Here is a 12,314-nt window from a genome sequence, read left to right as displayed (position 1 = left end):
TTCACGACCTGACCTGCGCGCAGGAGTTGGACATCACCGGTGCGCTCTACCGGGCCGCTTCGGCCCTCAATCTGTCGACCCTGGCCGACTCCGGCTACGAAGGCGCTGGCCAGGGCATCCACACCCCGTACAAGCAACCCTCCGACGGCCGCCGCCTCGCCATCGACAACCGCACCCACAACACGATCCTTCGATCCCTACGGTGCCTCGGAGAACGCGGCTTCGCGATCCTCACCGGCCGCTGGCGCACACTCCGCCACACCACCGCCAGCCCACGAAGCCTGGGCGACATCGTCCGCGCCGCTGTCCATCTCACCCATTACGAATACCGATACCTACCGGATTCTTGTTGAGATCACGTCAGTGGTCCACACGCCCCGACTGTTGGTTAGCGGTGGTTGGCGTCGGCTGCCCGCCAGGTGTGGTCGGCAGCCGACAGGTGGACCTGTAGCCAGCACCCCGATCCAAGTATGTAGAACTGAGGATCGCGAAGCCGCCCTCTCCGATCGGTCGGAGAACTCGTCCGCGCGGCCCTCCATCCCATCCCTCTTCGGATACTGCTACCTACCGGATGACTGTTATGAATGCATTCTTGTAGTGCGGCTGAACGTCCCTTCGAGAATTGGGTGCCGGCGGGAGCGACGAACCCAACGAGCGGGCTTCGCCCGCAGAGGTCAGGCGAGGTAGCGATATGCCCGTCGTGAGTGTTACGGGGCGGACGCTCCTGGACACGGTGGCGTGAGGCCGTGCGCGGTCTTTCGGTGATTATCCGGGTGTCGAAGCCGAAAGATCATCTGAGGACCGCGCCCCGTTGGGAACATCATGGCTCATCACGGATCCGGAGTTTCTTCGTCGCCCTGCGGTTGGCGATTCGTACCGATCGCGAAGGGGAGCGGGGTGCGGTGGGGCCCTGGCGACATGCTGTACGTCCCCCCGTTTACCCCCCGAAACCCCTGTCTGCTGTTGACAGGAAGTGACAAGAAGCGATCATTGCTTGACCGCGTCTGTGCAGCTCAGCGCCAAATTTCGATGGTCGATGACAAGGTCCGGATCGCTACGGTCGGTAACCGCGGGTTCGGGGTTCGAGTCCCTGGCGGCGCACCAGCGATCAAGGCCCTGACCTGGTGTTTCACACTGGGTCGGGGTCTTTCTCGTGCCTGCTGGCCGGTGGTGGTGGCTCGGTGGGTGCTCGGGAGCCGTTGGACCTGTTCGGCGTCGGTTGGGACGCGGTCGGGTCCTCGTGGACACCCGAGGTCAGGTCACCGATTTGTCTCCCGTTTGATTCGGTCGATGAACCGGATGGCGTGCCGCCGGTTGTTGAGAGTGATGAGCCGGACCTGCACTCCATGTTCCTGGAGCAGGTGACGGATGCGGGGGCGCATGGTGTTCCGGTAGCCGAGGATGTAGCGGACGAAGTTCCAGGTGATCCGGTCGTAGACGCCGTCGGTGGGGTGTTGGCCGCCGTGGTAGCGCCACCGGCGTTCGGCGATGCCCCACAGGCATCTCCTGGCTGGCAGGCCGAGAAAGATCACGGTGTCGGCGGCGGCGAGCCGGATCGGCAGGGTGCCGGCGTAGTTGCCTTCGATGATCCACCGCTCGCCGGTGACGAGTTTCTCCTGCTGGGCGGCGAACTCGTCCTTGGATACGGGATTCCACTGCTTGTCGTAGTAGAGCGCGTCGAGGATCTGCGCGAGTTGCCGGGCGACGGTGGATTTGCCGCTGCCACCGCAGCCGATGATGGCGATTCGGTCCACGGCTTTCCACGCTAGCGGCGAGACGCGCCGGGCCTGGCGCGACACGGTGGCTGGCTCGTTCGCGGTCAGGCGTGGCCGGAAGTGGCCCGTCGAGATTCGTGGGCGAGCTGGGCGGCTGTCTCGAAAGCCGCCGTCCAGGGGAAGGCTTTCTGCCGCTCGTTGCCGCTGCCGGGCGGGTGCGGTTCCCACTGGTCTTCGGGGCCGAGCAGGACGCGTACCCCTTCGTCGCGGACGCTGGCCACGGCGTGCCGGAACGGTGCCCGCGCGGCGAGGGCGGCGTTGACGAACGGGACGATGACGGTCGGCACCGGCCTGCCGATCAGCTCGGCGACCGAGGTCATGGCGTAGTTGTCGGCCATGCCGAGAGCGATCTTGTTGACCGAGTTGTAGGTCGCGGGGGCGATGACTAGGGCGTCGGTTGCGGGAAGCGACCGGCGTGTGCCGGGCGACGACTGGTAGGTCGAACGGACCGGATGGCCGGTGAGGCTCTCGAGCGGCTGCGGGTCGATGAAGGCCATTCCACTCGGTGTGGCCGTGACCGCCGCTGTCCAGGAGCGGTCCTGTGCGGCCATGACGAGCTGGGCTACATCGGCAGCCGGACCGGCACCGCAAACGACGATCTGGAGGTGACCGCCGGTCATAGCCGGATCCCGGCGTTGCGGGCGAAGCCGGCAGCGGCGGTGCGGACCGACCCCGTGGCGAGCATGGCGAGGTCGCCGGCGATGCGTTGGACCGCCGGGCGGCAGCGGATCTCCTCGGGTGCAACCTCGTACGCGGTGCGCAGCGCGCTGAGGCCATGCTCGTAGCGTCCCCATTGCGTGTAGGCGCGTGCCACGTCGACATACAGAGACGCCCGGCGCTCGGCCAGGGTCACCTTGTCCAGCGGCACGGTGCGGGCGATCGCGATGGCCGTTCCGGCGTCGCCGAGGGTCAGCGCGATGTTGACCCGGTGTAGGAGGACATTGGTCGCCCCGAAGCCGGTTCACCGATCGTTGCCGTCGTAGCCGAGTCGGGTCGCGGCGCGGGTTGCCTCATCGAGCATCGCGTGCGCGGTGCCCCGGTCGTCGCGGCGGGCGGCGGCAATGGCCCCTCGGAGGACGAGGGCGCCGTAGACAGCCACCGCATCGGACGACGCGAGGCGGGTGTCCCGGTCGAGCGAGTCGGCGGCGTTGCCGGCGAGGGTCATCGCTTGGGCGTCGTGGCCGTTGCCCATGAGCGCGTGAGTCATGATCCGGGCGCTCGCGGCGATCGCCACCGGATCCTGGCTCTTGACCCCGGCCCGGTTGCTCCGTTCGGCCGCTACCAGGGCCATCCCCTGATCGCCAACCTTGAGTAGGACGCTGCCGGCGACGTGGTACAGCTCGGCAGCCAGCACCTCGACCTGCGAGCGCTGTTCGCCCGCTACGCCGGACCGCACCGCATCGAGGGACGGCAGTAACGCCACCAGCCGATCGAGTACGTGCGCGTACCGGCACGCCTGATAGTCGGTTTTGGCACCGGCGACAGCCCGGGATAGCTGCGGTACGGACAGTGCCCCACCGTCGGGGTGCGCTGGCGCGACGAGGGCGTCGAGCAGCGACGCCACGTTGGGCGCGGCGGCGACACCAATCGCCGCTCCGCGTAGAACCTGCCTGCGCCGCACGTCACCATCCGAACCTGAGCCACCGTCACCGTCACCGTCACCGCCAGTATCCGCATCCCGGTCGGTGTCCGGCCGACCCGCACCCACAAGTGCACCGTCGGTGCCGGCCACTCGCAACGCGTCGAAGCGTTCCCGTACCTCAGGTGTGGCGCGGGACAGCACGGTGTCCAGCGCGGCCTGCATGTGTCCGCGCGGGGGAGCACCTTGTCGCCCTGGCTGCTCCACTTGGCCACGGTCCGCCGCGCCGCACCGAGGTGCTCGGCGAAGGCGGTCACGCTCATCCGCAACGCATGGCGGAGCGCGTTCGCGTCCTGGCCGGTCCAGGTCGTCACCGTAGCCATCACACGTCCTTCCGCAACGGACGGTCACCGGTGGACGTGATGGTAGCCGCACGTGGGGTGACGGCCGGTGCACCGCCGGTGCACCGGCGAGACATTCCGTCCGCGTACCGCCCAAGCCAGCCTGGATGTGCCGGCGCGCCGATCTCCAGCGGCGCACCGGCGGGTCAGCGGCAGCTTCACGGCAGGGAGAACCAGATGGACGTGCCAATGGGCGACAGGTCGGAACGCGACCCGACGCATCGGCAAGTGCTCGCGCCGTGCGCTCCGTCGACCGCACGGGTGACTCCCCGTCCGCGTACCGCCAGCAGGGCTGCGTGGGCGGGTGACCGGCGGTCTGCTCCCCGCCGCTGGCCAACGGCGGTGGGCTTGCCGGGAAGCCGGCAGGCCCACCGCGTACAGAGGCCGGCACCGGTACCCAGTCGACGCACAGCAGCGCTCCCGCGGGTATCGACAGACCCAGCTCTTCCTGGATCTCGCGGGTGCAGGCGTCCGCCGTGGACTCGTCCGGCTCCACGGTTCCGCCTGAACGCCTGGGCCGAGTTCGTGCCGTTCCTCGCCTTCGACGTGGAGATTCGCAAGGTCATCTGCTCCACGAACGCGATCGAGTCGGTGAACGCCCGCATCCGCAAGGCCGTCCGCGCCCGCGGGCACTTCCCGAACGAGCAAGCCGCGCTCAAGTGCGTCTACATGGCGTTGATGAGCCTCGACCCGACCGGCGCCGGCCGCCGCCGATGGACCATGCGCTGGAAAGCACCCCTGAACGCCTTCCAGATCGCCTTCGAGGGCCGGCTCACCCCGGCCAACGACTGACCACCTCAACAACCAAGATCAGCCGTTAACTTGACAGACCCCTGCCTGGGGTGCAGCCAGCCGAAAGCGCTGGCCTTCATCGCACCTTCACAGTAGCCGTCCATCCTTATGGCGCAACAACAGTCAACCATGCAAACGGAAGGGGTACGATGCGAATCCGACGGATCCTCGCGCTCACGGTGGCCAGCCTGGCCATGCTTGGTGTGGGGGCGTCTGCCTCGGCAACACCCAGGTCGGCGATCGGCCAGGAGGCCGCAACCGTGAAGAAGGACGCGATCAGTCTCGACAGTATGAAGGCCAAGAACGAGACGACGCTGGCGTGGTATGCCGAGCACGGCATCGACGTTCGGACGGTGGATAAGGGCGGCTACTCCTGGGTCAACTCCACGGACGAAGACCTGCGGCAGGCGGCTGCAGCCAAGGGCGTGATTTACGAGCCCAAGGTAAAGGTCAACAAGGGTGGGTTCGACAAGACCAAGGCCGGAAGCAAGCTCGACAAGTAGCCGGCACCGGTTCAGGGATCGGTTGGTCCTGGTGCCGGCTGGCCGGTTGACCGCCGGCCGGCCGGCACCTCCGTAGCGGGACCAGTCAATGGGAGACCGGATGGGCGATTGCGTGGTGGTGGTTGAGGACCACGCCCAGCAGCGCGGTGTCCTGCGGCTTTACCTGGAGCGTGAGGGCTACCGGGTGGTCGAGGCGGCCGACGGGCCTGCGGCCCTGTCGGCGATTCGGGCCAATGATCCGGATCTGGTCCTGCTTGACCTCATGCTTCCGACGCTCAGCGGACGCGAAGTGTGCCGCATCATCCGTACCGAAAGCGACGTGCCGGTCGTCGTGATCAGCGGGCTGGGCGGGGAGGACGAGGTGATGAGCGGACTCGACCTCGGCGCCGACGACTACGTGGTCAAGCCCTACCGGCCGCGGGAGTTGATGGCTCGACTGCGCGCGGTGCGACGTCGAGCCGAAGCCCATACCGACACGTCCCGGCTGCGCTATGCCGACCTGCTCGTCGAAGCAGACAAACGCGCCGTTCACCAGCGGGGTCGCAGCATCGCGCTGACCGCCTCGGAGTTCGACATCCTGGTCACCCTACTCGGCAAGCCAGGTCGGGTCTTTACCCGCGCCCAACTGTTGTCCCGGGTCGAGGCGTACGGCGGGACCGGGCTGGAGCGCACCGTCGACGTGCACGTCCGTAACATCCGCCGCAAGCTCGGGGACGATCCCGCAGCCCCGCGCTACATTGCCACCGTGGTCGGCCTCGGATACAAAGCCCCCTGATGGTTCGGACTCTGCGTGGGCAGGTTGTGGGCGTCGTGGCGGCACTCGCCCTGCTCGCGGTCATGATGGTCACCACGGTGGTCGCGCTCGCCACGGACCGGGCGCTGGGCCGGGCGCTCGACCGGCAGGCAACGGTCCAGTCCACCGTCCTGCAAGAGATGACCGCCGCGGGCACGGAAGCCACCTCCTGGCCGGAGACGGCGGACGCCGCTCGATCGTTGGCCGACAAGTTCGACGTACGCATCACCGTCACCAGCGCTGAGCTCACCCCGTACCTTGACACTGGCTCCGGTCCGTTGCCGTCGCTGGTCGGGGTCATCGATCCGTACGGTCCGCTGGGCGACGCCGCCGTCTTCAACAAGAATCAGTATCGCCGCGCGGTGATCGACTGTTTCCATAGGCGGGGGATCCGGTACACCGACTCTGGATCAGAGTTGGGTCCCATGGTTGTCAGCGGGCGGTCCGCCGCAGCGCTGGAGTGCTACGAACAGGCGAAGGCAACGGCTAGTGTAAAGAAGTCCGGCATCAAGGAGCCGGCGCTGCTCTTCGTCAGCTCGACTCCCGAGGCCAGCATCCCCTGGGGGATGCTGGCGCTGATCGGCGCTCTGGTCGTGGTAGCCGCTGTGGCCGCCGCGGTCCCTCTGAGTCGGGTGCTCACCGGTTCGCTCACCCGGGTCGTCGAGGCCACCGAGGCGATCCGGCGTGGACAGGGCGACGCCCGGGTGGAGGTCAAGTCCCCAGCTGAGATAGCCGAACTCGCGACCAGCTTCAACGCCATGGCCGACGAGCTGGCCACGGTCGAGCGCCGCCGCCGTCAGCAGACCGCCGATGTCGCCCACGAGCTACGCTCGCCGCTGACCACCATCCGCAACTACGTGGACGCTCTCCAGGAGGGTGTCCTTCCGCTCACCCGGGAGAACCTCGCGGTGGTGGACTCGGAGACGACCCGGCTGACCCAACTCGTCGACGACCTGGCCGTCATCGCCCTACTCGACGATGGGACGCTGCCGCTACACCTGACCAGCATCGACGTGCAGACCCTCGTCGATGCTGCGATACGTGCCCGCCGCTTGAGAGCGAACGCCGCAGGTATCACCCTTGCCGTCTGCGGTCAGGCACCATCCACCCTCGCCGACCCCAAGCGTGTCTCGCAGATAGTTGGCAACCTGCTCGACAACGCCCTTGAGCACACCCCTGTCAACGGACGGATCGACGTGGTAGTCGGCGCTGGACAAGCAGCGGTCACCGTCGATGTCCGCGACACCGGCTCCGGGATGGACGCCGCAGATCTCGACCGTGTCTTCGACCGTCTCTGGCGTGCCGACCCGTCCCGCAGCTCGCACACCGGCTATGGGCTCGGGCTCCCCCTGGCCCGCGGACTGGCGCACGCCCACGGCGGAACGCTGACCGCCGTCAACCAGTCGACGGGTGGCGCCCAGTTCACACTCACACTCCCATACCGGGACACCTCCGATCCCCGTCCGCCGACACCGGCAAACTCGCGCACCCCGACAGCGAACTGGTCGACCTGGCGGAAGTAGAATCGGACACCAACGCTACCGAGCGACCAGGGCGCCACCGACGCAGGCATTACCCACCCGAAGAACCGGGACGACAGTCTGCGCCCATCTGGAGAACTTCCGGTCCGGCTGGACGCCGTGACCAATGAGGTGATCTCAGCAAGGATCCGGGGACGGCTCGGGATGACACGGGCGTAGCGTCCGTAGCGGACAGCGTGGGATAAGGACGTGGAGCCATCGGTAGACAGGTTCTTGCGACGGAATCAGTCTCCGAGAGGGCTCCACGTGATCACCTATCTGCCAGGCTCGATGTACCCAGGGAACTCGTACGACACGTGGCGCGTCTGCTTCGCGCCGAGCGGCGGGCAGTGGGAACCCGCCGCCGCGCGAGGGCGTTGACGTGTTTCTACCAGGCGCTTCTGGTACTGGTGTGGTTCCGCAAAGGCGAGGACAAGATCACCCTCGGGACCGGCTTCGGGGTGTCGAGGGCCACCGCGTACCGGTACGTCGCCGAAGCCGTGCGGGTCCTCGCGGCGCAGACACCGGCCCTGCACGACGCCCTGTCCGGGTCGCCGCTGACGGCTGGTCGCACGTGATCCTGGACGGGAAACTTTTCGACACCGACCTCCTCACCGAGACCACCATCAGCGTCAAGGGCACAACGATCGACGCCTGGTACTTCGGAAAGCACCGTGGCTTCGGCGCGAACATCTAAGCGATCATGCGCCCCGACGGCAACCCTCCGACGGTGGCCGCCTCGCCATCGACAACCGCACCCACACGCCAGCGCGGCGGCACCGGCCAGTCGCCAGGGTATGAGCCGACTCCGCCCCGGCCGGTCCTGGTCTGCCTCGGACTTGACCAAACGGTAGACTGCTTGCCCCTGGCGGTCCTGGGCCGAAAGACCCAGCCGGACCCAGGACTGTCCTCCCTCGTGGGCCCGGCGCCGGCACTACTGCGGCGGTCGATTGAACGGGACGGGCGCCGTGACCGTTGTGGGTACGGACCGCCGTGGCTGCCCGGACGGCGGCGCGATGCCCCCGACGAGGAGACGACCTTCCGTGAAATCGCCGAGCGCACGTGGACTTGTGGTCTGGTGGAAAGGAATGAGCCGGCGTGGCGCGACGGTGATCTCGCTGGTACTGGCCCTCGTGTGTCTGGTCACGGGAGTGGTCGGACACAGGATCGCGGTCGCGGATCCGGTACGGGAGCCCAGCCGGCCGGTCGACGTGGAGACCGCACAGACGATCTCACTGGCCGCGCTGTCCTGTCCGGCGTTGAATGGCCCACGGCTGGCGGCCCAGCTGATGGCCAACTCCGGGATGGCGGTGGACCGGGCCGACGGGGTTGCGGCCATGCCGGCGGCCACGTTCGAGAAGTGGGCCCCGTGGCCGGGCGCGGTGGCCCAGGACACCACCGCCAGCGTGTACGCGCTCGCCCACCACATGTGCGACCTGGTCGGTGAGGTTCGGGTGGCCGGTGTGGACGGTGACCAGTGGCGGGCGGCCCTCGCCGCCTACCACTCCGGGATCGACGCGGTACGCACCGCCGGCGAGGTGCCGGATCCGGCGCAGGACTATGTGAGTCAGGTCGCCGCTCACACGGTCTGGTACGCCGACCAGGCCGTCTTCGGCGGTCCCAACGGTTCGGCCGTCCCGGCGACCGTCACTGCGCGGGGTGTGGCGGCACCAGGCTCCGGATCGCCGGTGCCGGTGCCGGCCGAGTACGTGCCGACGGTGGGTAAGGCGGGTGCGGTCTGCCCGCAGGTCACCCCCGCGCGAGTCGCCGCCCAACTGATGGCGTCCTCCGGCTTCAACCCCAATGTCCGATCTGCGGACCGGATGGGTATCGCCCAGTTCCGCGCCCAACTGTGGAGTGAGTACGGGCCGGCAGGGAACTCGCCGTGGGATCCGCACTCGGCGATCGCGGTGCTGGGCCGGACGATGTGTGCACTCGTGAAGACGTTGGCGCCGCTGGGTGGGGACAGCTACCGGCACGCCCTCGCCGCATTCCAGGTGGGTGCCGAGGCGGTCCGCGCCGCCGGTGGTATGCCGCCGGTGCCGTCCGTGGCGGACTTCGTCGACCGGACGGTGTCGCTGAACGAATCCTACTCCAGCCTGAGCGTGGTTCCGTCGGCCAGCACGTCGCCCTCGCCTGTCCGAGCGACCCCGAGCCCGTCACCGCAGCGCAGCACCGCCTCACCGCGCCCCTCACCCTCAGTCACGCGCACTCCGAGCCCCGGTCCGACTCCGTCGGCGCCGACGCAGTACCGGCTCGTCAACGTGCACAGCAAGAAGGCGATGACCGTACCGAACGGTTCGAAGGCGCCGAATCAGATCCTCGTGCAGCAACCTGACCGCGGCGGAGCCGACCAACGCTGGCTACTGGTGCGCGACCGCAACGGCCACGTCCGGATCAAGAGCGTGCTCAACAACCTGGTGCTCTCGCCTCTCGGCGGGTCGAAGGAGCCGTACGCCTTCGCCGCACAGGTGCCTGACGCCAGTACTGCGGCGACCCGGTGGCGACTGGACGACATCGGTGGCGGGCTGTTCGAGATTCTGAACGAGGGCAGCGGTCTGCTGTTGGCGTTGCAGTTCATGGTCGACACCGACGGGACCCGGCTGTTCCAGCATCCCGACAACGGCACCGTCGACCACCTTTGGCGCCTGGTTCCGGTGAAGGACGAGTGACCGTGTGAAGGACGAGTGACCGTGCACGATCGGCTCAGGTCGGCTGCCCCGTTGTGGTGGGCCGTACTGCTGGGTCTTCTCGCCGCCGTCGCACTGGCCGCCCCGGCTCGTGCCGACAATCAGCCGCATGTGAAGTTCTACACGTGACCGGCTCTTGGCGCTGCCGTGGGACGCGGTTGGTACGGGAGTCCGTCACGGGGCGCTCCCCGGCAGCCAGGCGGCTCCGTCCAGCACTGCTGCGCCGCGTAGTAACCCGCCCGCCACAGTAGAGCCGCGTGCCGATCCGCCCGGCACCGCCGCGCCGCCGAAGCCGGCTGTCTCCGGCGGCATCCCGGTTCGGCAGCGAGCCGTAGAGCCGGTGGCCCCGGCCCGACCACTGGCCGAGCCCAGCGGCATACGCGGCGGGCGAGGTGGCGTTGGTGCGGTGGGCCTATCCGAAGCTGAGTGCGAACCAGGTGGTGGTTCGGGTCGAGACAACCGCCCACAATCCACCGCGACTGCCGCCAGTGTCGACTACGGCCACGGCGTGATCGATCCGGTAGCGGCGGTGAACACCGTGTTGCCCGATGAGCGGCTGACCGTGGTGGACGGTGACGAGCCAGACGCTGCGGAGTCGACCGGCGGCGGACGGATCGCAGTCCTCGTGATGATGGCGTTGGTCATGGTGGCGGCGCTGGTACTACTCGCTCTCCGGCTCCGGACGGTGCTACGTGCCCGTGCGGAACCGGTCGCCGACCCGTATCCGGCGTTGACCCGCTCCTGGCCGATGATGTCGGACCAGAACCGGAGCGGCTGACGGTGACGAGATCCGGGCGACGTGATCATGCCGCTCGGACACGACGGCTGCAGAATCTGGTGGGACCGGGTGGCCGTCACCGACGGTGGCGAGGAAGCGGTCGGGCAACGCCCCGCTCTCGTGGGGGCTCAGGCTCGGGACCACTTCTGGTTGGGGGTGCCGGCGCAGTCCCACAACTGGAGCCTGCCGCCGTTGTTCGGGTTGTTCTCGCGTACGTCGACGCAGCGGTTGGCGTTGAGGTTGACCAGGTCACCGGCGGCGTTGAGGGTGAACCGCTGGGCCGGGTTGCCGTTGCAGGTGACGAGGTTGACCTCGGTGCCGTTGGCGGTGCCCGCCCAGGCCGGGTCCATGCATTTGCCCATCGCGCGGATGGTGCCGTCGGCGGCGAAGGTCCACGCCTGTGCGGCGGTGGTGTTGCAGTCCCAGATCCGCAGCGGCGCGCCGTCGACGGGGTTGGCGTTGGGGATGTCGACGCATCGGCCACTCTGCAGGCCGCGTATCCGGGTGGTGCCGGAGTTGCCGTCGGGGACGTATTTGTCGACCCGGACGTAGTCGACGAGCATCTGCTGCGGGAACTGGGTGCTGCCGTCGGGGTAGCCGGGCCAGTTGCCGCCTACCGCCACGTTGAGAATCATGAAGAAGGGGTGGTCGAACACCCAGCGGTTGCCGCCGAGGCGGCTCGGGTCGACCCGGAAGTACTCCGATCCGTCGAGGTACCAGCGGATGCTGTTGGGCTCCCAGTCCACCCGGTAGGTGTGGAAGGTGTCGGCCAACGGCTGCCCGATGGTCCGGCTGCCGGTGATCCCGACGCCGCCGGAGTAGCCGGGCCCGTGGATGGTGCCGTGGACGGTGTTCGGCTCCCGCCCGACGTTCTCCATGATGTCGATCTCGCCTGAGGCGGGCCAGCCGACGGCGCCGAAGTCCCTGCCGAGCATCCAGAACGCCGGCCAGATGCCCTGGCCGCGCGGAATCTTGATGCGCGCCTCGAACCGGCCGTACGCCTGGCTGAAGGTGGCTGCGGTCAGCAGCCGGGCCGAGGTGTACTCGCACCGGCCGTAGTGGCACTGGTAGTTGGCCGGGTTCTCTCGGCGGGCGGTGATGACGAGGTTCCCCTGCCCGTCGTGCACCGCGTTGCTCGTGCTGTTGGTGTAGTACTGCCGTTCGTTGTTGCCCCATCCGCCGCCGCCGATGTCGAAACGCCACCTGGACTGGTCGACCGGGGTGCCGGCCGGCGCGTTGAACTCGTCCTGCCAGGTGATCCCGCCGATGGCGGCGGCGGCCGGAGTTGGGTGCAGGGGTAGCACGAGGACGCTGGCGGCGAGGGCCGCGGCGAGGACGGCGGCTCCCCGCCGGAGTCTGCGGGAGATGGCGTACACGATGGATCTCCTTGCGGGTGGAGGGGATGGGCTCGCCGCCGGGCGACCGAGCCGGAGGAGAGCGCTCTCTGTTGCAGTCTGTCGATTTCGGGGTTTTCAGTCAAGGT

General features: G+C 68.2%; 12 protein-coding genes and 2 pseudogenes. 10 read left to right on the top strand and 4 right to left on the bottom strand.

The features are described 5' to 3' along the window. Window positions 1–353: transposase family protein (locus tag ACFHWY_RS05675; RefSeq protein ID WP_416579006.1), on the top strand; the 353-nt coding region annotated here is incomplete at its 5' end. A 906-nt stretch (window positions 354–1,259) separates the two neighbouring features. Here ACFHWY_RS05675 and ACFHWY_RS05670 read toward each other — a convergent pair. The 3 genes and pseudogenes from ACFHWY_RS05670 to ACFHWY_RS05660 form a co-directional block, all read right to left on the bottom strand. Next, window positions 1,260–1,754 (bottom strand): topology modulation protein, encoded by a 495-nt coding sequence (locus tag ACFHWY_RS05670; RefSeq protein WP_416579005.1) that lies wholly within the window; start codon window positions 1,752–1,754, stop codon window positions 1,260–1,262. Between the two features lie 65 nt (window positions 1,755–1,819). After that, the gene (locus ACFHWY_RS05665; protein WP_416579004.1) at window positions 1,820–2,395 is read right to left on the bottom strand and encodes a flavoprotein; all 576 of its coding nucleotides are present in this window, start codon (window positions 2,393–2,395) and stop codon (window positions 1,820–1,822) included. Beyond that, window positions 2,392–3,737, bottom strand: a pseudogene (locus ACFHWY_RS05660) (hypothetical protein). The gene ACFHWY_RS05665 and the pseudogene ACFHWY_RS05660 overlap by 4 nt, the downstream one beginning before the upstream one ends. 525 nt (window positions 3,738–4,262) lie before the next feature. Between ACFHWY_RS05660 and ACFHWY_RS05655 the strand changes: the two are divergent. From ACFHWY_RS05655 to ACFHWY_RS05615, 9 genes and pseudogenes are all read left to right on the top strand, one after another. Further along, a pseudogene (locus tag ACFHWY_RS05655) lies at window positions 4,263–4,547 on the top strand (transposase); the annotation flags it as partial. Between the two features lie 149 nt (window positions 4,548–4,696). Further along, entirely contained in the window at window positions 4,697–5,050 is a 354-nt protein-coding gene (locus tag ACFHWY_RS05650) for a hypothetical protein (protein WP_416579003.1), read from the top strand. 100 nt (window positions 5,051–5,150) lie between these two features. After that, window positions 5,151–5,825 (top strand): response regulator transcription factor, encoded by a 675-nt coding sequence (locus tag ACFHWY_RS05645; RefSeq protein WP_416579002.1) that lies wholly within the window; start codon window positions 5,151–5,153, stop codon window positions 5,823–5,825. Next, a complete protein-coding gene (locus ACFHWY_RS05640) occupies window positions 5,825–7,366 on the top strand; it encodes a sensor histidine kinase (protein WP_416579001.1) in 1,542 nt (513 codons plus the stop codon). The genes ACFHWY_RS05645 and ACFHWY_RS05640 overlap by 1 nt, the downstream gene beginning before the upstream one ends. A 314-nt stretch (window positions 7,367–7,680) precedes the next feature. Beyond that, complete coding sequence (locus ACFHWY_RS05635) at window positions 7,681–7,941, top strand: helix-turn-helix domain-containing protein (protein ID WP_416579000.1); 261 nt, start codon at window positions 7,681–7,683, stop codon at window positions 7,939–7,941. Beyond that, window positions 7,938–8,060, top strand: coding sequence for a hypothetical protein (locus ACFHWY_RS05630; RefSeq protein ID WP_416578999.1), 123 nt, complete (start codon window positions 7,938–7,940; stop codon window positions 8,058–8,060). Before ACFHWY_RS05635 ends, ACFHWY_RS05630 begins: the two co-directional genes overlap by 4 nt. Window positions 8,061–8,451: 391 nt before the next feature. Beyond that, window positions 8,452–10,035: an RICIN domain-containing protein gene (locus ACFHWY_RS05625; RefSeq protein WP_416578998.1), complete on the top strand. Its 1,584-nt coding sequence runs from the start codon at window positions 8,452–8,454 to the stop codon at window positions 10,033–10,035. Between the two features lie 21 nt (window positions 10,036–10,056). After that, entirely contained in the window at window positions 10,057–10,182 is a 126-nt protein-coding gene (locus tag ACFHWY_RS05620; RefSeq protein WP_416578997.1) for a hypothetical protein, read from the top strand. A gap of 379 nt (window positions 10,183–10,561) precedes the next feature. Beyond that, window positions 10,562–10,831, top strand: a complete 270-nt coding sequence (locus ACFHWY_RS05615; RefSeq protein ID WP_416578996.1) for a hypothetical protein — start codon at window positions 10,562–10,564, stop codon at window positions 10,829–10,831. A 128-nt stretch (window positions 10,832–10,959) separates the two neighbouring features. On the opposite strand, the gene ACFHWY_RS05610 is transcribed toward ACFHWY_RS05615, so the two are convergent. After that, complete coding sequence (locus tag ACFHWY_RS05610; protein ID WP_416578995.1) at window positions 10,960–12,207, bottom strand: ricin-type beta-trefoil lectin domain protein; 1,248 nt, start codon at window positions 12,205–12,207, stop codon at window positions 10,960–10,962. Window positions 12,208–12,314 lie beyond the last annotated feature (107 nt).

The sequence above is a fragment of the Micromonospora sp. LOL_024 genome, from assembly GCF_048060415.1.
In the GTDB taxonomy this organism is placed as follows: domain Bacteria; phylum Actinomycetota; class Actinomycetes; order Mycobacteriales; family Micromonosporaceae; genus Micromonospora.
The sequence above is the reverse complement of the archived record's forward strand: the minus strand, read 5'-3'. Positions and strand labels throughout refer to the sequence as shown.